Origin of the sequence: Paracidovorax sp. MALMAid1276 (genome assembly GCF_049198005.1) — a bacterium.
In the GTDB taxonomy this organism is placed as follows: Bacteria; Pseudomonadota; Gammaproteobacteria; order Burkholderiales; family Burkholderiaceae_C; genus Acidovorax.
This window is the reverse complement of sequence record NZ_JBMIRS010000265.1, coordinates 1-18,943: the sequence shown is the minus strand read 5'-3', so window position 1 is coordinate 18,943 and position 18,943 is coordinate 1. Positions and strand designations below refer to the sequence as shown.

Here is an 18,943-nt window from a genome sequence, read left to right as displayed (position 1 = left end):
ACCGCCGGATGAATGCGTACATCGTGAGCGGCTATTTTTCCGCGCCGTAGCGATTTCATGGGACATGCGATGAAACTGCTGGTCGTTGAAGACGAGAACAAGACGGCGGATTACGTCCGCCAAGGTCTCATGGAGGCGGGATTCGTCGTGGATCTGGCGCGCAACGGATTGGACGGACACCACCTGGCCATGGGCGAGACATACGATCTGGTGGTCTTGGATGTCATGCTGCCGGATGTCGATGGCTGGCGCATCGTGCGTGCCCTTCGAGATGCCGGTAAACAGGTCCCTGTGCTCTTTCTGACGGCGCGTGGCGGTGTAGACGACCGTGTCAAGGGATTGGAACTGGGAGCGGACGACTACCTCGTCAAGCCATTCGCGTTCTCTGAGTTGCTGGCGCGGGTGCGGACGCTGCTGCGACGCGGAAGCGCTCCGAGCCAGCCTGATCGCATCCAGGTTGCCGATTTGGTGCTGGACTTGGCGCGCCGGCGCGCAACGCGCGCTGGCCAACGCATCAATCTCATCAGCAAGGAGTTCGCGTTGCTTGAGCTCCTGGCCCGTCGCCAGGGGGAGGTCCTTCCACGTTCTCTGATCGCGTCGCAGGTATGGGACATGAATTTCGACAGCGACAGCAACGTCATCGATGTAGCCATCCGCCGTCTACGCGCGAAGATAGACGATGCGTTCAATCCGAAGCTCATCCACACCGTGCGTGGAATGGGATACACGCTCGATGCGCCCGATGATGCCCCTGCGCCATAAGCCGCGGCAAAGCCGTCCAGCGTCGCTTGCATTGAGGGTCACGGCCCTCGTTGGTATCGCCACGACCTTGGTGTTTCTTGTGTTCAATTGGGTCATTCTCCGGTCGTTGGAGCACCACTTTGCTCAACAGGATGCCCACGAACTGGAGGCAGTGACAACCGCTTTGGCTCAGCCCTTGCACCAGCTTGCAAGTGACATCGCAAGCGACGAACTGAAGCAACACTTGGCCAACGCAGTCGCAGGACATCATGGGATGACGTACGGCGTCTACGATGGGGCTGGCAATAGCATCTATGCCACGCCCGGTCCTGACCTGTCTAAACTTGCCAGTAGCAAAAAGTTGGTCAACCGCATCACCGCTGACGATTTGATCGTGTGGCAGGAGGATCAGAGGTCATATCGAGGTGTGGTGCTGCAACTGCCTGCTGACGATTCAGCGGCGCCCGGCTACCGCATCGTCGCTGCCATGGACATCGGCTTTCATCTCGACTTCCTGGCGGAGTTCAAGCGCATGCTCTGGTGGGCAACCGGCTTGGTCATGTGTCTGGCGCTCGGTGTGGCTTGGCTGGCGGTGCAGTGGGGCCACCTGCCGATTCGCAAGGTCAATGAAGAGATTCGGGCGATTCGCTCTTCAAAGCTGGATGTGAGGCTGGATCCTCGGGATGTGCCGATCGAACTGGCGGAACTGGTATTCGCCTTCAACGATATGTTGGCGAGAATCGAGGAAGGCTTCACCCGGCTATCACACTTTTCCGCAGACATCGCGCACGAGTTGCGCACGCCCGTCATCAACCTGGTCACGCAGACTCACGTGGCGCTTGGCCAGCCGCGCAGCAACGAGGAATACAGAGAAATCCTCTATTCAAATTTGGAAGAGTTTGATCGGATGGGACGCATGATTGGTGACATGCTGTTTCTTGCCCAAACGGAAAATGATCCCCGCAACTAGCGTCTGTCTACCATTGATCTGTCCGAATTGGTGCGGAGTCTGTTCGACTATTTCGAGGCGCTGGCAGAAGATAGCGGCATTACGCTTGGTGTTAAAGGGGCGATCGGCAGCATAGCGGCGGATCGGGAAATGCTCACCCGGGCGCTGAACAATCTTCTCTCGAATGCAATTCGACACACGCCTCGCGGCAAGAGCATCACGGTCTTGCTTTCGCAGGATGAGCAGTGGACAACGATCAGTGTGGTCAATCCCGGTGAGAGAATTCCTGAGCGCGATCTACCAAAGCTCTTCAACCGCTTCTACCGAGTTGATCCGGCACGGCAACGAAATACGGCGGGCGCCGGTCTTGGCCTTGCCATCGTGAAATCGATTGCGGAGGCACATGGTGGCTCCGTTGCCGTGACCTCCAGTGAGCTTGTCACCAGGTTTGACTTGGTATTGCCCCATCTGCGGCAGTAGTCCGAGGGCGCTGCGGTCCGTCCAGCCAACTGGCGTATCTCTTTGCCTGATTCTGGGATCTACCCGGCCGGCCACGTTGCTACGCGAGCGGGACATTTTTTCTCCGTGACTGCCACGTGCCCAGTCCTAGCGGCAGGCGCCGACATCATGCGCTTGTGTATCCCATCGCTACGTCCACACCGCACGCGAGGGCCTTTGCTCGGCCGCGATCCGGTCACAGTTCCGGACACCGTTCGTAGATAGCCTCCGATCGGTGCCGAACGTCTGCCTGCTCGGCACATCTGGCGCGCGCTCACTTGGCGGTGTGCGCTGAGCCCCTGAGGTGAGCTGGTCTGCTGGTTCGCTGCGCGGGGTATGTACCCCGTAGCTGGGTACAGAGAGTCTTTTTGATCAAGATCAAGGTACTGCCTTCACCTCAGCTCTATGCTGAGCTTAACAAGCCACATTTGGCACGGGTCGATCATGCTCAGAAACTATCGAGGACTTTTTAGCGGGGCCATGGAAATCTCCGGTGTTCAGCCCCATTCTTCTGGCATACCTGTTTTATGGATGGGCCTGATCAGCGCCCTGCACGGCACTCGAATGCGGGAATCTCGCCAATCGACAAGGGTCAACTTCACGAAGGAGCATCGCCATGAATATTCCGCCCGATCGAAGTAAGAGCACAGGAAACGGCCCGAACTGGTCTCGCATCAACCAGTGGCTGCTGTGGCTCGGCCTCGCCGCCGCCGTTGCCTGGATGTTCTACCGCCACAACGCCCATCTTCTGCAACTGCTTCCCTTCCTCTTCATCCTCGCCTGTCCGTTGATACACATCTTCGGCCATGGCAGTCACGGCGCACATGGTGGTCATGACCATCAAGATCAGCCGCCTCGGGGCGATGAAGAGGGTTCGCCTGCGCGCCAATCAGACGACCGGAGCCGCCCGAAATCCGTCGGCCAGTCCGGGCACCACCACTGAAACCACCGGAGCATCATCATGGAAACCATCGAACTCAAGGTTGCCGGCATGACCTGCGCCTCCTGCGCGAACTCGGTCAGCAAGGCGCTCAAGCGCGTAGCTGGTGTGCAAGACGTGCATGTCGATCTCGCTCGCGGCGCAGCGAGTGTCACCGGCGACCAGACGGCCCAGAAGACGCCTGAGCTGATCGCGGCCTTAGCTGCCGCGGGCTACGAGGCATCCGCTGATTCCTCGCCGGGCATTGCGGCGGGTGCCGGTGCCTCCCATGCGCCGGCCGCTGTCCGTTCAAAGGGGCATGGCGGCTGCTGCTGCCGCTGATCGACGCCATGGACACCCGCACGAACTCCCAGGGTATGGCCGCCGCACCGCTTGCGCTCTTTGCCGCCTACTGGGGCGACATGCTGTGGCGGACCGTCGCGTCCGGCGAAGCGCTGAGGCAGCGCGCCAACAACATGACCGAACACGAAGCGGCGGGTATGCCGCCGCTTCTCCACTTCGAGTCAGAGCAGGTGGCCGACGGCCACGACTTGCAGCCAGCGAGCAACTACCGGCTCCTGCGTGTCACTCGCTGTGGCACCGACGCCTTGGAGAAACATGTGCGCAAAGGCGCCGCACCGGTGCTGGTGGTCGATCCACGCGCCGGCCACGGCCCTGGCATCGGCGGCTTCAAACGCGATTCTGAAGTTGGCATGGCACTGCTCGAAGGCCATCCCGTGTACTTCGCAGTGTTCGATCCGGAGCCCGTCGAGGGCCAGACCATGGGCGCAGTCGTCCAGACCCTGGCCACATTCATCGACATGGTGGCCAAGCGCCACCGAGGCAAGGCCCCGATCGTCTACGGCAACTGCCAAGGCGGTTGGGCGATCACGCTGGCGCTGTCGCACTGCGAGCACCGTGCCGCCTTGGCAGTGCTCAATGGCTCGCCGCTGTCGTACTGGGCAGGCGAGAGAGGCGTCAACCCCATGCGGCTGCTCGGTGGGTTCACGGGCGGCATCTGGCCGGCGCACTGGGTGTCGGACCTCGGCGCCGGGCGATTCGACGGTGCCTGGCTGGTCCAGAACTTCGAGGCGTTGCGGCCCGAGGGCGTGTTCAAGAAATACGACACGCTCTTCGCGCAGCCGGAGACTGAGCGCGATCGTTTCCTGGAGTTCGAGCGTTGGTGGAATGGCTTCTACCAGCTTGCACGCGAGGAAATGTTGTCGATCGCAGGCGATCTTTTCGTAGGTAATCACCTGGAGAGCGGCGAGGTCGTGGTCGATGGCCACTGCCGCGCGGATCTCAGCCGCATTGGCGCACCGCTGGTGGTCTTTTGCTCCAACGGCGACAACATCACACCGCCCCACCAGGCGCTCGGCTGGCTCAAAGCGGTATATCCGACGACCGCAGACCTGGTGGCGGCGGGCCAGCGCGTGGTGTACCTGCTGCACCAACATGTTGGCCACCTTGGCATCTTCGTTTCCGCGGGGGTGGCGCGACGCGAGCACCGCGCCATCTTGCATCATGCCGAATCTATCCAGGCACTCAAGCCTGGACTCTACGAGATGGTTCTGGAGGACAGCGCCTCTTCGGAGTCGGCCGCCGCTGCGCAGTTCCAGCCGCGGCGGCTGGAAGACCTGCCTTACGACGCCAACCCGGCGGGGTTCGACAAGGTCGAAGCACTCTCGGAGATCACCGAGCGCTTCTATTCGCAGTGGGTGTCGCCGTGGGTCCGCTTCGCCGTCACCCCCGACTCGGCTCGTGAACTTCGCGCGCTGCACCCCATGCGCGTCAGTCGCAAGGTCTGGTCCGAGCAGGTGACCCCGGCCCTGGCGCTGCTGCCATGGGTGCAACGATGGCTTGAGCAGTGGAGTGCGCAGGATCCCCATCGGGTCGAAAATCCTTGGTATCAGCTTGAGCGAACTGGTGCAGCCGCGATTGGGCAGGCCATGGAATCATGGCGCAAGAGCCGGGACCTGTGGGCTGAGCTTGTGTTCGAGCAGGCCTATGCCAACTGAACGACCCTCCACTGTGGCTGCAAAAAGAGACGCTCACGGGTCGCAAGCAGCACGCTCCTTGCCGGAGGCGATGCGCCTGCCACCGCCGATTCCGCTTTTCAGCGTCGTCCAGGCACGGATCAAAGTTGGATTCTCCCGTATCACCACGCCAGCAACGGCGCTACAGCATCGGAAGCATGGGCCTGATCGGCGGCCTCGCGTGCTGCTAGCGCCGAGCGAAACTTGGCAATTCGATCTGATGAACGTTGCCAATGGCGGCGACGTCGGCACTGACCGGCGCTGACGGAGCTCCGACATGCGCGTCCTCGCCATCAATGCCGGCAGTGCGACCCTGAAGTTCGGAGTTTTCGAGTCGGCTCGTACCTTGCCATTGATCGAATCGGCGATTGATCATCCTGCGGTGGATGCTGCGACCTTCGAGGAGATCGAGCGGCACTTGCACAGGGCGGGTGTCACAACTATCGATGGCATTGGTCACCGCGTCGCACACGGTGGCCCACTGTTGAGCAACGCGGTGCTCGTGGATGAAGAAGTCGAACGCGAGATCGGCAAGGCTTCGGCTCTGGCGCCGCATCACAATCCTGCCGCATTGGCCGGCATACGCCTGACCCTTGAGCGTTGGCCCGGCGTGCGCCACGTCGCGGTCTTCGACACCGCTTTCCATGACGACATGCCCGAATACGCCCATTCCTATGCTGTTCCGCCATCGTGGCGCGCGGCAGGGGTACGGAGATACGGCTTCCATGGCCTGTCCCACCAGGGTGTACTGGCCGCCGTCAGCACCGAGCTGAAACGGCCGCCGTCAGAACTTCGTATCGTGAGCTGCCACATTGGAAGCGGCGCCAGCGTCTGCGCGATCGATCGAGGAAGGTCGATCGATACATCGATGGGAATGACCGCGCTTGAAGGTCTTGTGATGGGCACGCGCTGTGGAGACCTCGACCCTGGCGTACCCGGCTTCGTCGCACGCGCACTGGGTTTGACGTTGGCGCAGATCGAGGCGGCGCTTTACAGCGACAGTGGACTCAAAGGATTGTCGGGTGAGAGTTCGGACCTGCGGATTGTGGAGAAGCGCGCGGGAGAAGGAGTCGCAGCCGCCCAACTGGCATTGCAGGTACACGCGTACCGCGTGCGCAAGTACATCGGCGCCTACGCCGCCGCGATGGGCGGTTGCGATGCTGTGGCCTTCACTGGCGGAGCTGGAGAAAATTCGGCCGCGTTGCGTCGGCGCATCGTTGATGGCCTGGAGTTCATCGGCCTGGAACTAGACGAAGAGCGCAATCGCGCCTACTCGCCCAACACTGAAGTCGCCCAGTTGCAGTCATCCCGATCCGCCGTCGCCGTGCTGGTGGTTCAAGCACGCGAGCAGTTAGCGATCGCGCGTGAGACGTTCCGAGCGCTGAATGACCAGGCAAGTGGTTTGGTATAGGCAATGAACTGGGACAAGACCACGATAAGTCTTCCTCCGGGCCGGGAGCCACGCCCGTTGATGCTCGCGCCGATGATGGTCCAGTTGCCCATCCAACCGCACGTTGAAGGAAGAAACGGAGCGGTTCAGACACCGGGCCCTTGACCCATGTGCAGCACCTGGGTTCAAACTCGCTCGAAAGTGAAGGGATTCAAGACAACCTTGCTGGAGGATGGTGATGCAACTCATTGAATGCGCCAAGGCGGCAGGCGTCACACCGGACACGTTGCGTCACTACCTTCGGGTGGGGCTTGTGGTGCCCGATGGCCGGGGCACGAACGGCTACCGCGCATTCTCGGATCGAAGCGTCGCCCGGGTTCGTTTCATACGCAATGCATTGGCCCTCGGCTTCACGCTCAAGGACGCTGCAGAGTTTGTCGAGATGAGCCAGCGCGGTGCATCGCCTTGTCCGCGCGCGCGGGCGCTGCTGAGCGAACGGCTTGACGAGCAGGCCCGGCGGCTGAAGGAGGCGACAGATTTGCATCGCCGCATGCAGCAGGCAGAGCGCGACTGGAAGCGGCTGCCGGACGGCGTCCCGGATGGCCATTCCGTCTGCGGTTTGATCGAAGGAGCGGATGCGGACGTTCAGCGCAATTCGGTGCGCGCGAAGTCCCGTCGTGTACGCGCATGAATCGCTCTGATCATCGTCGACATTCCTCGGCATCACGACGCTCTACGTACATGCGGTGCAGCGGTTGTGGTCGTGCCGATCACGCCAGCGCCAAGTATGAGTCGTCTATCCACTTCGCAGCATCCGCTGCACACGAGCGAGCGAGGCGCCCCCAATGAGCCACCTCACGACACGGGATCGAACCGTATCGCCCGACGGATATGCCGCCGCGCTACGGATCTTGCGCCGGCTGCTGGCCGGCATCGAGCGCCCGCCGGCGTTGCGTCTGGGCGATATGCTCTTGCACGAGCTCGAATCGCACCCGGAATACACCCTGATCATCCGTGACCCGGGTCTGCTGCGTCGCTTGGTCCTGCGCCCGGATCCGCTGCTGCTGGCGGAAGCCTATTTCCGCGGCACCATCGACATTGAGGGAGACCTGTACACCGCGCTCGGGCTCAAGGCGCATTTCGAGAGGTTTTCGCTCTCTTGGCGCGACAAACTGGCCCTGTTGCGCGACGCACTGCTGCTGCGTGTGTCCGACCAGGACGGGTTGAAGCCCTCGCGGAGTCTGGCCTCGCGCGTCGCACGTCGCTTCTCCCATCGCCATTCGCGTCAAACCGATCAGGCCGCGATCTCCTTTCACTACGATGTGTCCAACGCGTTCTATGGCCTCTGGCTCGATGCCGAGAGGGTCTACTCATGTGGCTATTTCAAGGCGACGGATGACACGCTGGACCAGGCTCAGCGCAACAAGCTGGAGCACATCTGCCGCAAGCTGCGCCTGCAGCGAGGCGAACGCCTGCTCGACATCGGCTGCGGCTGGGGCGCGCTCGTATGCTGGGCGGCAAGAGAACATGGCGTCCGTGCGCACGGCATCACGCTCAGCCAACAGCAACTCGAATACGCGCGCGAGCGCATCCGCTCGGAGGGCCTGCAGGATCTCGTCACCGTTGAACTGCGCGACTACCGTGACCTCGAAGGCACGGCCGTTTTCGACAAGGTGTCAAGCATTGGCATGTTCGAGCACGTGGGACTCGCGAACCTACCGGCCTACTACGCGGTGGTCCAGCGGGTTTTGCGGCCAGGAGGACTCTTCCTCAACCATGGGATCACCCATGACGAGGAGGGCTGGAACCGAACCGTCGCGACCGAGTTCATCAACCGCTACGTCTTCCCCGACGGCGAATTGGACTGCGTCAGCAATATCCAGCTAGGGATGGAGCGCTCCGGCTTCGAGATCCATGACGTCGAAGGTCTTCGACCCCACTACGCGCTGACCTTGCGTCATTGGGTCCAGCGGCTCGAAGCGCGCCGGGAGGAGGCCTTGCGGGAGGTCGATGAGGTGACCTTCCGCATCTGGCGCTTGTACATGGCGGCGTGTGCACTGGAATTCGAGGCCGGGGGGACTGGGATCTACCAGATCGTCGCGTCCAAACGCGACGGCGGAAGCTGGCCCGTGCCCTTGACCCGCTCTGATCTTTATGGATAACACAGCCATGAACGCTAGATGGCCGTGCCGCTGGCGCGCGAAAGACGATCACAGACGCCAGCCTTCCCAATCTCGCCGTCGCGCTTACCTGCGTGCCGGCTCTCAAGGACTTTCCACATGAACCACGAGCTTCCCTGGGTCGCCGAGCGCGTCCGCGTGTTCCGCGAGTCTGATCCCGAGTTCGCCCGCTGGGCGCGCGGCCACGGCCCCATCACCCACAACGATCTCACGCAACTGCGAGTCCACGATCTCGCACAGGTGCTGGTTGCCGAAGGCAAGGCGAGCGACACAACCGCGGTGTATCGCACGCTCTGGTCGGCGGACCGCCTGGCCGTGGCAGGCATGTGGTTGACGGTTCACATGACCTATGCCGACCGGGTCTATCCCGATGGCCGGGAGATGAGAGCCGAGGATTTCAAGGAGACGCCGGAGGGGCATACCGGTGGGGCGCTGAACATCGTGCCGGCCTATGTCGGCTACCTGGCCGCGAACGCGCTCAGTGGGTTGACGCGTGGCTGGTTGATGGGCCAGGGCCATTGCGTCGCGGGCATCGATGCCTGCAACCTTCTGGTGGGCAACATGACGCCGCGCCACGCCGAGAGATACGACCGCAGCGAAAGCGGCCTCACGCGCTTTGCCCGGGATTTCTATAGCTACGCGATCGACGCACAGGGGCGTCCCGCCTCGCCGCTGGGCAGGCACGTCGGCCCGAATACGGCAGGCGGTCTGTCCGAGGGCGGCTATCTCGGCTTTGCCGAACTGCAGTACGTGCACATGCCCTTGCCCGGCGAGCGGCTGGTGGTGTTCCTCAGCGACGGCGCTTTCGAGGAGCAGCGTGGCAGTGACTGGGCGCCGCGCTGGTGGCGGGCAGAAGACAGCGGCTTCGTGGCACCGTTCATGATCCTCAACGGTCGCCGCATCGAACAGCGCAGCACCATGCAGCAGCAGGGGGGCCGAGAATGGTTCCACCAGCATCTGCGGCTGAACGGCTTCGACCCGATGGAGATCGACGGCACCGACCCCGCCGCGTTCGCCTGGGCCGTTCACGCGATGGAGGAGCGGTTGTCGGCCTGCGCGGCTGGAGTTTCGCAGGGCACCGTTCAGTACCCGGTACCCCTCCACTACACCATCGCCGAAGCGCCCAAGGGATTCGGCTTCCCCGGTGCTGGAACCAATGCCGCGCACAACCTGCCGCTGGAGGGGAACCCCCGGGTCGACCAGATAGCGCTTCAGCAGTTCAACGAGGGTGCTCGCGCTCTCTTCGTGCCGTCGCACGAACTCGACGAAGCGGTCGCACTACTGCGCCGGCACGAAGTGCAGCATCGTCCCCTGGAGCGGGACCATGCCCTGGCGCACCGCCAGGTGGCGGCCCCCAGACTTCCGGTTCCGCAGTGGCATGTTGCGGGCCAGGGCGAGGTCTCGCCAATGGCGGCACTCGACGGAGCCTTCGCGGCCCTCGTCCAAGCCAACCCACAGCTGCGTCCGCGGGTAGGCAATCCCGACGAGCTGCGCAGCAACCGCATGGGCCAGACATTGGACCTGCTCAAACACCGCGTCTTCACGCCCGAACCGGGCCTGGCGGAGGCCGTCGATGGCGCCGTGATCACGGCGCTCAACGAAGAAGCGGTGGTCAGCGCGGCGCTGGGCAACAAGGGCGGCATCAACTTGGTCGTCTCTTACGAGGCATTTGCCGTCAAGATGCTGGGCGCGCTGCGCCAGGAAATCCTGTTCGCGCGACACCAGGCGCAGGCAGGCACACCACCCGGATGGCTGTCGGTGGTCACGGTTGTGACGTCCCACACCTGGGAGAACGGCAAGAACGAGCAGTCGCACCAGGATCCGACGCTGGCCGAAGCGCTGTTGGGCGAAATGTCCGACACCTCGCGCGTGTTGTTCCCGGTCGATGCCAACAGTGCCGTTGCGGCGCTGCGCGCGGCCTACGCCTCGCACGGCCAGTTCTGGACATTGGTCGTTCCCAAGCGGGCCGTCGCCAGCCAGTTGAGTGCCGAGCAGGCCGAACGCTTGGTCGATCAGGGTGGTTGGGTGGTGAAGCCCTGCGACGCCCCCGACGTGTTGCTGGTTGCCATCGGCGCATACCAGCTGCAGCAGGCCCTGCTTGCGGCGCGGCGCCTCGAAGCCGCTGGACATCGGACCGCAGTGACCTGCGTCATCGAGCCGGGCCGCTTCAGAGCACCCCGCGACGAACGCGAGCAGGACTTTGTGGCCGGCGACCAGACCTTGCGCGGCCTGTTCCCGGAGACTGCCGCCGTGCGCGTCATCGTGTCGCACATGCGACCCGAGCCGACGCTGGGCCTGATGCGCCGGATCGATACAGGGGCGCGGCAGACCCGTGCCTTGGGCTACCAGGCGCGCGGCGGGACGCTCGATGTGGCCGGCATGCTGTTCGCGAACCGTTGCACTTGGGCGCACGTGGCGGCCGAGGCGGCTCAAGGGCTCGGTGTCGATCCGGTGAGCTTGCTGAGCGTCGAGGAGTTGGCGGCCGTGCAGGGGCATGGCGACCCGCGCGTGGTGATGGCCCCGGCTTGAACCCCTTTCGGTCACATGGCGCGACCGGATTTATCGGCGGTCTGCAGCGACAGACCGCCCTGCCGCGGGTCGCCGTCTTGTGGAATGGGTGTGGTCGGATGTCGCGGCGGCCCATGCTGGAGTCGCAAGACCGCCATTGTCCCGTTGCCCCTGGCATTCCGTCAGGTCAGGGCCAAGGCGACTGCGAAGCCAACCGCAGCCATTGCCGCATACGACGGGAACACTCTCCACGCAAGCGATTTCCCGTCCAACGACGTTAACAGGACAAGTTTGGTGGCTTGATTGACGGACGCCGCGATGAACAACGCCAGGGTGGCCGATGCGGCGGTGACGGCGCCTTCGTCTACCAGACGGCCAATCGAGAGCGTGATCGCATCGACGTCCACAAGACCCGAGGCGGCGGCGGTGAGCATGACTCCGGCATCCCCGAAGCGATCGGCAAGAAAGCGGCCTGCCAGCATCACCGTGGCCAAGAACGCCGCGAACTGTAGCGCGGAGCGCAGTTGCAACGGGTTTCCAAGTTGCAGTTCGGGCAAGTCTTCGGCTGACGACCGCGCCGCCAGGAACGTCCCCACAACACCGCCAACTGCGGCCATGGCCACAAAGATGACCACCGGGCCCCAGCCGATGCCGGGGGCCGCGATGGCGACGAGGGCCGCCATGCGGGCAAACATGGCTGCGCACGCGAGCGCCGCACCCGCCGCTGCCAGTGGACGCCACCCTGGCGTCTGCCCGGCCCACCGAGCCAACGTGGCCGTGGTGGCGGTGCTCGACACGATTCCCCCGAGCAGCGCTGTGAATACTAGCCCTCGCTTCCTGCCGAGCGAGCGCATCAGGACGAACCCAGTGAACGACAGCACAGCCAGCAGGACAACGGCCCACCACAGGCGATAGGGATTCAGCGCCTCATAGGGGCCAAAGCCACGGTCAGGGAGCACCGGCAGCACGACCACGCTGATCAACAGCAACTGCGTGCCGCTGCTGATCTCCGCCTCGGACAGCTTGCCGACGCCGGCGTGCAAGAGCTGCTTGAAACGCAGCAGCGCCAGCACGACCACGGCGGCGACCGCCGAAACGCGCCAAGCGCCACTGGTCGCCAGCGCCCCGATGGCGAAAGTCGCCAGGGCGGCGACGGACGTGGTCAGTCCCATCACGGCATGCATATGCGCCGTCACCAGGTAGCCCACCACCAGATACACCCCGACGAGTACGAGCAGCGCGATGAGCATGCCGGCTCCCCAGCGCTGGGCCAGCAGCCCGCCAAGGCCGCCGAGCAGGCCGATCAGCGCAAAGGTGCGAACGCCCGCGACGCGATGTCCCTCGGGCCGCTCGCGTTGCTGCCATCCCCGTTCCAGGCCGATCAGAAGTCCCGAAGCGAGGGCCAGCCCGAGCCCGACCAGCGCGGGATCATCGAATTCACTCATCGTCGAACCTGGACGCGGTCGCGGATGAAATCACGCTGCAGTCCCAGCGAAGCATCGGTGCGCGCCATCGACACCTGGGGATCGGTCTCGATGCCGCTCAAGGCGCGAATGGCATCGATGGTTTCGGGAATCACGATCGCTTGGTTGAAGACCTGGTAGGTGTAGTACGCCTGATCGCCATCGACCGAAAGCACGTCCTCCCACAACGCGACCTCCCACAGGTCGCCGCGCGGGCGGCCGAGATCGGCCATCAGTTCCACCGTGCTGTTGAGGGCCACGAGACCATCCGAGGATCGCACGAACGCGATCCGTGGCGCAGCGCGAAAGGCAGCCAGCACCTCGTCGCGCGTGGCCGGCCTCGTCAGTTCGACCCACCAGGTGTGCAGGTGGCTGCTGTTGTGCGGCGCCTTGACCGCGATCGTGACGACGTCCAGGTCCGGGATCACAGTGCGCGCGTCCGGTCCCTGATGGCTGGGGATCGTCTTCTCCGGCACGAGCGTGTTGATGATGCCCTCCGCATGCGCCTCCCACGGGTCGGAAGCCCGGCGGATCAGCGTCCCGCGGGCTCGCTTGAGCAGGCCCGCTGTCCGAAGCGCCCCCAGGGTGCGCACGATCGACGTCGTGTTGCAGGACACCACCCGGGTGGAGGTGCGGCCGATCGCGGTTGCGTAGTTCTCCTGCGCGACGAACGAATGACCGGTCAACGCGTGGGACTCGCCGCCATGGAAGATGGACTTCACACCGGCAGCGTCGTACGCCCTCTTGTTGACCGCGGCGACTTTCTTGGGTGTGCAATCGACCACGACGTCCGCGTTGGCGAGCAGGTCGGCCAGATCGCCCGCGACAGGAAGCCCCGCAGCACGCATCGATTGTGCGGCTTCAGCGGTCGCCGCGTAAATCGGGAAAGCGCGCTGCGCGGCCACCTGCAGGCGATAGTCGTGCACCACATCCGCGACGCCGGCTAGCGCCATGTCCTCCTGGAGTGCGACCGCATCCGCCACCCGCTTGCCGATCACACCGTATCCGTTCACCGCCACTCTGACCTTGTTCATGCCTGACTCCTTGCTTGATGAGGCGCCTCAGCCGCGGCTGCGCGCGATGGAAAACGTGAACCGGATCGCCAGCGCATAGCCCAGCAGCGCGAGTACCGGCATGTCGCCCCAGCGCGGGCCCACGCCGTGCTGCATCAACAAGCTCGATGCGATGTACAGGCCGAGCGTCACGAGCGCCAGCGCGACGCGACGGCCGAGGCGGTCGATCCCGCTCAGCATCCTGGCATCCGGCTTGATCGACAGTTGCAGCAGGTCACCCTGCCGCAAGACGCTGTGCAGACGCCGCGCCATCAGGGAGGGCAGGGCGTGGGCCGCGTTTCCCAGTTCATATGGCAGACGCTGCGATGCCGCAGACTTGGGCTCGTCGAAGACGCCCGTGGTCGTGTGGCGAGAGATGGCTTCGATGATGGAAAACTCGGGTGCCAGCAGGCGCACCGTCCCTTCGAGCAACAACAGGGCACGCGTGAGCACGAGGAGGTCCCTGGGCAGCCGGACTTCCTGGGTCCGGCCCGCCGCCACGAGCTGCGCGAGAGCACCTGAGAGCGACCAGTCCTTCAGCGGCCTCTGTGCGCAGTCTGCGACCAGGGCACGCACGACAGGCACGAACACGGCCCGATCGGTGCCGTCGCCGAGCAGGCCCAGGTCGAGCCAGGCATCGACCACCCATTCGGCATCCTGCTCGACGAAGGCCAGGGCGAACGCCACCAGCGCCCGCCGCATGTTGCCGTCGACCCGGCCCACGATGCCGAAGTCGTGCAGGCAGATGCGGCCATCGTCCATCACGAAGACGTTGCCGGGATGGGGGTCGCCGTGGAAGAAGCCATCGCGGAAGATCTGGGCGACGTAGCTGTCCACGAGTTTGCCCGCGGCCGCCACCGCGGTGGGCGAAGGCAGACCGTGCAGGTGAGCTCCGTGGCTGAACTGCTGGACCATGACGGTCGGCGTGCACAGGCCGTCCACCACGTCGGGGATCACGATGTCGGCAGAGCCGCGCCAGGCGTCGGCGAAACGTCGCACGGAAGCTGCCTCGCGCGACAAATCCATCTCGTAGCGGAAGTTGGCCGCAACCTCGTCCACGATGGCTGCCAGCCCCCAGCGACGCAGCGAGGGCACGAGCCCCTGCATGACCAGGACGATGCGGCGCAGGATGCGCATGTCGGTCTCGGCCTGCTCGGCCGCGCCAGGGCGGCGGATCTTCACCACCACTTCCGTCCCGTCCGGCAGGGCTGCACGATGAATCTGGGCGATCGAGGCCGCGGCGAGCGCGTGCATGTCGAAGCGTGCGAAGACCTGCTGCCATGGGCGGCCGAGCGCCGCCTCGACCTCCTGGACCGCCTGCTCGGGAGGAAACGGCGCCACATTGGCCTGCAGGCTGGCCAGAGCCTCTTGCGCATCGGGCGCCAGAATGTCGGCCCGCAGGCTGAGATGCTGGCCCAGCTTCACGAAGGTCGTGCCCAATCGCTGCAGCACTTCGGCGAAGCGGTCGGCCGCCCGGTGGGTATCGCAGCGCATCAGGCCCCGGTGCCAGGCCACCCAGAGCAGGAACCCGCTCAGGGCCATAGCGATCTGCGTGGCCCGGCGCAGCGCCGAGCGTTGCGTTGGGCGGCCCGCAAGACGCACGGTGGAAACGGGGCGGTTCGGTCGCGTCATGGCTCATCCAACCTGTTGCGCAGGCGGCCCGCATGCCAGGCTGCGATGTTCGAGATGGTCTCGTCGAGGATGCGCGCGATCGCCTCCGACGTATTGAACCCGACATGCGGTGTCACGAGCACACGCGGATGCGTCAGCAGTGGGCTGGATGCCGACCAGCCGGTATCGCAACCCAGTCCGCCGCAGCCCGTGGGCACTTCGGGAGACAGATCCCCTTCCTGTTCCAGCACGTCCAGACCTGCTGCGGCGACGGTACCTGCCTCCAGTGCGTGCAGCAGGGCGGCCTCGTCGATGAGCGCACCCCGTGCCGTGTTGATCAGTACCATGCCCGGTTTCATGCGCGCGAAGGCCTGGCCATCGAGAAGGTGGTGCGTGGCCTGCGTGGCCGGAACATGAAGGCTCAGAACATCGCTGCTTTGCAGGATCTGCTCCCACGTCACCACGCGGACGCCGGCGATGGGTGCTGCCGTGATGTCGAGCGATTGGGCGAGGGCCGGGTCGTACGCGAGAACTTCCATGCCGAAGCCCAGGGCGATACGGGCCACGTGGCGCCCGATCCGGCCCAGCCCGACGATGCCCAGCGTCTTGCCTTCCAGCTCGAAGCCGGTGAGGCCGCGGTAAGCGAACGAACCTTGGCGCGCCCGCTCGTGGGCTTGTGTCAGATGGCGAGCCACGCCCAGCAGCAGGGCGAAGGCATGTTCGGCGACGCTGGCGGACCCATAGTCCGGCACGTGGCACACGGCAATGCCGCGTCGGCGGCAAGCCTGCAGGTCGATGTGATCGAAGCCCGCGGAGCGCGTTGCCACGAGCCGCACGCGCGGCCGCAACCGGAGCACCGATTCGTCAACGCGCGTGCGCACGAAGACGCACAGCACCTCGGTGTCTTCATCGCCGACATCGGATACCACCAGGCGTTCGTTCTGGACGAAATGCGCGTGCCAGTGGGTCGGAAGCCGTTGCTGCAGCGCGGCCTGGTCCGCCGGTGCGATGTCGGAGAACAGAACGGACAGACGGTTTTGTGCGGTCATGAGCCCTCCTCGATTACCCGGTGCAGGGACAGGATGCAGAACGCGGCGATGAAGTGCCCGATCTTGGTGCCTTGCGCGAGTCCCGCTTGCGCGAATACCGTCGGCAGCCGGCCGGCGACCGCATCGCGCATGGTCTCGAATCCGTCGAGCAACTGAACCGTGAAGAACGCCGCGCGGCGCATCGGGCCCTGCGTGGGGCCGCAGTCCGCGTAGGCCAGTGCGGGCTTGAATCTGGCCGGAGGATTCGTCATGGCACGGCCAGCCTCGCTCGGGGCTCTCGGAACTGCCACAGCACGATGAAGCTGAGCACAGCGGCAAAGAAGCACCACACCGAGATGAACCAGGTTGCATAGAACATGTAGGCGGCGATTGCGGAGACAAAGGCGGCCACCCCAAAAGCCGCCACGCGCCGGTGGCTAGAAACCATCAGGCTTGCGCAGGTGCCGATCAGATACAGGGCCATCGTGGTCATCACGTAGAAGTGCGGCGAGTCGTAGAGGATGTGCTGGCCGACCACGCGGGCCGTGATGGGCAGCTTCACCAGCATCGCCAGCAGGTACAGACCGACGAGCGCGCCCGCGACTGCAATGGCCACCAGAACCCGACGGCGCCAACGGACGCTCTCCAGCGCCAGCGCAGCCAGCGGGACGTAGATCGGCCACAGGACGTGCGAGAAGAACGAGTAGAGATGCGTCAGCGCCACGTTCAGCAAGGGCGCGCGGTCGGGGAACGTCAGCCACAGCATGCCTTCGAGCAGTTGCTGGACCCCGAACAGCAGCGGGATGGCGGCATACGGCAGTTCGCGCCGTGAGCGGGCCCGGCGCATGGTGACGGTCCCCAGGCCCAGCAGAACCGCTGCGGCCGTGAAACTGGCGGGTGCGGAAAAGCACATGGGCAGTCATCTCCCCTCGATCGTGAGCGTCATGGCGAGCGCGGCGCAGCGGCTCATGGCGCGCCGGCTTCCATCAGTTCCTGCACCGCTGTCGCCAGCGGTGCCACCACGCTGATGCCGTTGGAGACATGCGGCACGGTGTCGCAGGTCACCACCCGCTGGGGCCCTGCCGCAAGAAGTGCGTGGTACGCGTCGGCGGCGAACAGGGCGTGCACCCCGATGCACACCGGTGGCGGCAATCCCACGCTGCGCACACTGGCGATTGCCTGGATCATCGTGCGCGCGCTGGACACGATGTCATCGATGAGCACGGGCTGGCGGTCTGCCAGGGCCGCGGTGTCGGGAAGGCTGACCTCCACGTCCTTGTCGCCCCGGCGGATCTTCTGCAACACCGTGAACGGCGCGCCAGCCAAGCGCGCGACTTCCTGGACCCATTGCTCGCTTTCCGCATCGGGTCCGATCAACACGGGACGGTCCACATGGGCTGCGACCCAGGCCGCGATGGCGGGCGCGGACTGGACCACACGGGTCGGCACCCGGTAGACCTCGCCGAGCGAGCGGTAGCGGTGCAGATGGGGATCGACGGTGACGACACCGTCGAACACCGTCGACACCAGCGCAGCGAACGTGCGGGACGTGATGGCTTCGCCCGTGTTGAAGCGCCGGTCCTGACGCAGGTACGCCAGGTACGGGGCAGCCAGCAACACGCGGGTGGCGCCGAGGTCGCGCGCTGCGTCCGCGGCGAACAACAAGGGCAGCGCCTTGGCGTCCGGCTGTGCCAGGCTGGCCACGATCACGACGGTGCGGCCGGTGACGTCGGCGTCCAGCCGCACCAGCGACTCGCCGTCCGGGAACCGGTGCAGTTGCAGGGCAGCCCGCTGCGCGCCCAACGCCCGGATCAGTCCATCGGCGAAGTCTTCGTCGCCCGGCAGGTGAAAAACGAGAGGTTTCATAGGTTCTCCGAAATCTGGAAGATCGGTGGGCGCGAGCGGACGAACTGCAGCGCATAGGCCAGCTCGCCCGGCGCCTGGGCGTGCAGCGTGAAGAGCGGCTGTCCCGCTTCGACCTGGTCGCCCAGGCGCGCATGCACGTCGATGCCGGCGGCAGCGGCGGTCGGTGCTCCGGCGAGCTTGGCCGCCCGCGCGAGCAGCCGGTTGTCGATTCGGGAGACCCGTCCCGTGGACGGCGATGCGACGGTGTGCCGATGCGTTGCCACCGGGATGCTGCGCAGGCCGCCCTGCTCAGCGCAGATCGCCTCGAACGTGGCCCAGGCGCGGCCGTCGGCCAGCACCTGCGTGGCGAGCGTCAGGCCGCCGCCGGCGGGCGCTGCACCGCCCATTTCGAGGATGTCCGCCGCCAGCCGCAACGCTCGCTCCCGCAGGTCGGCCGGGGCCTCGGGCGTCCCTTGCAGGACGGCCAGCACGTCGCGGGCCTCCAGTGCCGGGCCGATCCCGCGGCCGACCGGCTGCTCACCATCGGTGACGCGCAAGGCCACGTGCAGGCCGATGGCGCTGCCCACCTCCTGCAGGCGCCGACCGAGCGCCGCCGCGGCCTGCGCGCTGCGCACTTTGGCGGTGGCACCCACGGGCAGGTCGATCAGCACATGGGTCGAGCCCGCGGCGGCCTTCTTGGACAGGACCGAGGCGACGAGCTGG

Annotated in this window: 15 protein-coding genes and 2 pseudogenes; 9 read left to right on the top strand and 8 right to left on the bottom strand. The window is 65.0% G+C overall.

Going from position 1 to position 18,943, the window contains the following annotated elements:
• Positions 1 to 69 precede the first annotated feature (69 nt).
• The 9 genes and pseudogenes from ACOQFS_RS23340 (at position 70) to ACOQFS_RS23300 (ending at position 11,242) form a co-directional block, all read left to right on the top strand.
• Positions 70 to 762, top strand: a complete 693-nt coding sequence (locus tag ACOQFS_RS23340; RefSeq protein ID WP_421565160.1) for a heavy metal response regulator transcription factor — start codon at positions 70 to 72, stop codon at positions 760 to 762.
• Positions 734 to 2,170: pseudogene (locus tag ACOQFS_RS23335) on the top strand (Cu(+)/Ag(+) sensor histidine kinase). The gene ACOQFS_RS23340 and the pseudogene ACOQFS_RS23335 overlap by 29 nt, the downstream one beginning before the upstream one ends.
• A 634-nt stretch (positions 2,171 to 2,804) precedes the next feature.
• Positions 2,805 to 3,131, top strand: a complete 327-nt coding sequence (locus tag ACOQFS_RS23330; protein ID WP_421565159.1) for a DUF2933 domain-containing protein — start codon at positions 2,805 to 2,807, stop codon at positions 3,129 to 3,131.
• A gap of 18 nt (positions 3,132 to 3,149) precedes the next feature.
• The gene (locus ACOQFS_RS23325) at positions 3,150 to 3,449 is read left to right on the top strand and encodes a heavy-metal-associated domain-containing protein (protein ID WP_023093273.1); all 300 of its coding nucleotides are present in this window, start codon (positions 3,150 to 3,152) and stop codon (positions 3,447 to 3,449) included.
• 8 nt (positions 3,450 to 3,457) lie between these two features.
• The gene (locus ACOQFS_RS23320) at positions 3,458 to 5,125 is read left to right on the top strand and encodes a DUF3141 domain-containing protein (RefSeq protein WP_421565158.1); all 1,668 of its coding nucleotides are present in this window, start codon (positions 3,458 to 3,460) and stop codon (positions 5,123 to 5,125) included.
• A 295-nt stretch (positions 5,126 to 5,420) separates the two neighbouring features.
• Entirely contained in the window at positions 5,421 to 6,554 is a 1,134-nt protein-coding gene (locus ACOQFS_RS23315) for an acetate/propionate family kinase (protein ID WP_421565157.1), read from the top strand.
• Between the two features lie 217 nt (positions 6,555 to 6,771).
• The gene (locus ACOQFS_RS23310; protein ID WP_009516039.1) at positions 6,772 to 7,224 is read left to right on the top strand and encodes a MerR family transcriptional regulator; all 453 of its coding nucleotides are present in this window, start codon (positions 6,772 to 6,774) and stop codon (positions 7,222 to 7,224) included.
• A gap of 154 nt (positions 7,225 to 7,378) precedes the next feature.
• Positions 7,379 to 8,695: a class I SAM-dependent methyltransferase gene (locus ACOQFS_RS23305; RefSeq protein WP_421565156.1), complete on the top strand. Its 1,317-nt coding sequence runs from the start codon at positions 7,379 to 7,381 to the stop codon at positions 8,693 to 8,695.
• A 117-nt stretch (positions 8,696 to 8,812) separates the two neighbouring features.
• Positions 8,813 to 11,242: a xylulose 5-phosphate 3-epimerase gene (locus tag ACOQFS_RS23300; protein ID WP_421565155.1), complete on the top strand. Its 2,430-nt coding sequence runs from the start codon at positions 8,813 to 8,815 to the stop codon at positions 11,240 to 11,242.
• A 161-nt stretch (positions 11,243 to 11,403) separates the two neighbouring features.
• Here ACOQFS_RS23300 and ACOQFS_RS23295 read toward each other — a convergent pair whose 3' ends face one another.
• The 8 genes and pseudogenes from ACOQFS_RS23295 to ACOQFS_RS23260 form a co-directional block, all read right to left on the bottom strand.
• Positions 11,404 to 12,666 carry an MgtC/SapB family protein gene (locus ACOQFS_RS23295; protein WP_023087268.1) on the bottom strand — a complete coding sequence of 421 codons (1,263 nt, stop codon included), beginning with the start codon at positions 12,664 to 12,666 and terminating at the stop codon, positions 11,404 to 11,406.
• A complete protein-coding gene (locus tag ACOQFS_RS23290; RefSeq protein WP_003121545.1) occupies positions 12,663 to 13,718 on the bottom strand; it encodes a type II glyceraldehyde-3-phosphate dehydrogenase in 1,056 nt (351 codons plus the stop codon). Before ACOQFS_RS23290 ends, ACOQFS_RS23295 begins: the two co-directional genes overlap by 4 nt.
• A gap of 27 nt (positions 13,719 to 13,745) precedes the next feature.
• On the bottom strand, positions 13,746 to 15,278 hold the full coding sequence (locus ACOQFS_RS23285; RefSeq protein ID WP_421565169.1) for an ABC1 kinase family protein: 1,533 nt from the start codon (positions 15,276 to 15,278) through the stop codon (positions 13,746 to 13,748).
• 86 nt (positions 15,279 to 15,364) lie between these two features.
• Positions 15,365 to 16,396, bottom strand: a complete 1,032-nt coding sequence (locus ACOQFS_RS23280; protein WP_421565154.1) for a hydroxyacid dehydrogenase — start codon at positions 16,394 to 16,396, stop codon at positions 15,365 to 15,367.
• The gene (locus ACOQFS_RS23275) at positions 16,393 to 16,647 is read right to left on the bottom strand and encodes a hypothetical protein (RefSeq protein WP_023098527.1); all 255 of its coding nucleotides are present in this window, start codon (positions 16,645 to 16,647) and stop codon (positions 16,393 to 16,395) included. Before ACOQFS_RS23275 ends, ACOQFS_RS23280 begins: the two co-directional genes overlap by 4 nt.
• Complete coding sequence (locus ACOQFS_RS23270) at positions 16,644 to 17,288, bottom strand: DUF6629 family protein (RefSeq protein ID WP_003121541.1); 645 nt, start codon at positions 17,286 to 17,288, stop codon at positions 16,644 to 16,646. The genes ACOQFS_RS23275 and ACOQFS_RS23270 overlap by 4 nt, the downstream gene beginning before the upstream one ends.
• 53 nt (positions 17,289 to 17,341) lie before the next feature.
• Positions 17,342 to 18,241, bottom strand: a complete 900-nt coding sequence (locus ACOQFS_RS23265; protein ID WP_062798561.1) for a ribose-phosphate pyrophosphokinase — start codon at positions 18,239 to 18,241, stop codon at positions 17,342 to 17,344.
• A pseudogene (locus ACOQFS_RS23260) lies at positions 18,238 to 18,943 on the bottom strand (thymidine phosphorylase); the annotation flags it as partial. The pseudogene ACOQFS_RS23260 and the gene ACOQFS_RS23265, both read right to left, overlap by 4 nt.

Coding starts and splice junctions, on each gene's coding strand:
- ACOQFS_RS23340 (WP_421565160.1), top strand. CDS start 70: ATGAAACTGCTGGTCGTTGAAGACGAGAACAAGACGGCGGATTACGTC.
- ACOQFS_RS23330 (WP_421565159.1), top strand. CDS start 2,805: ATGAATATTCCGCCCGATCGAAGTAAGAGCACAGGAAACGGCCCGAAC.
- ACOQFS_RS23325 (WP_023093273.1), top strand. CDS start 3,150: ATGGAAACCATCGAACTCAAGGTTGCCGGCATGACCTGCGCCTCCTGC.
- ACOQFS_RS23320 (WP_421565158.1), top strand. CDS start 3,458: ATGGACACCCGCACGAACTCCCAGGGTATGGCCGCCGCACCGCTTGCG.
- ACOQFS_RS23315 (WP_421565157.1), top strand. CDS start 5,421: ATGCGCGTCCTCGCCATCAATGCCGGCAGTGCGACCCTGAAGTTCGGA.
- ACOQFS_RS23310 (WP_009516039.1), top strand. CDS start 6,772: ATGCAACTCATTGAATGCGCCAAGGCGGCAGGCGTCACACCGGACACG.
- ACOQFS_RS23305 (WP_421565156.1), top strand. CDS start 7,379: ATGAGCCACCTCACGACACGGGATCGAACCGTATCGCCCGACGGATAT.
- ACOQFS_RS23300 (WP_421565155.1), top strand. CDS start 8,813: ATGAACCACGAGCTTCCCTGGGTCGCCGAGCGCGTCCGCGTGTTCCGC.
- ACOQFS_RS23295 (WP_023087268.1), bottom strand. CDS start 12,666: ATGAGTGAATTCGATGATCCCGCGCTGGTCGGGCTCGGGCTGGCCCTC.
- ACOQFS_RS23290 (WP_003121545.1), bottom strand. CDS start 13,718: ATGAACAAGGTCAGAGTGGCGGTGAACGGATACGGTGTGATCGGCAAG.
- ACOQFS_RS23285 (WP_421565169.1), bottom strand. CDS start 15,278: ATGGCCCTGAGCGGGTTCCTGCTCTGGGTGGCCTGGCACCGGGGCCTG.
- ACOQFS_RS23280 (WP_421565154.1), bottom strand. CDS start 16,396: ATGACCGCACAAAACCGTCTGTCCGTTCTGTTCTCCGACATCGCACCG.
- ACOQFS_RS23275 (WP_023098527.1), bottom strand. CDS start 16,647: ATGACGAATCCTCCGGCCAGATTCAAGCCCGCACTGGCCTACGCGGAC.
- ACOQFS_RS23270 (WP_003121541.1), bottom strand. CDS start 17,288: ATGTGCTTTTCCGCACCCGCCAGTTTCACGGCCGCAGCGGTTCTGCTG.
- ACOQFS_RS23265 (WP_062798561.1), bottom strand. CDS start 18,241: ATGAAACCTCTCGTTTTTCACCTGCCGGGCGACGAAGACTTCGCCGAT.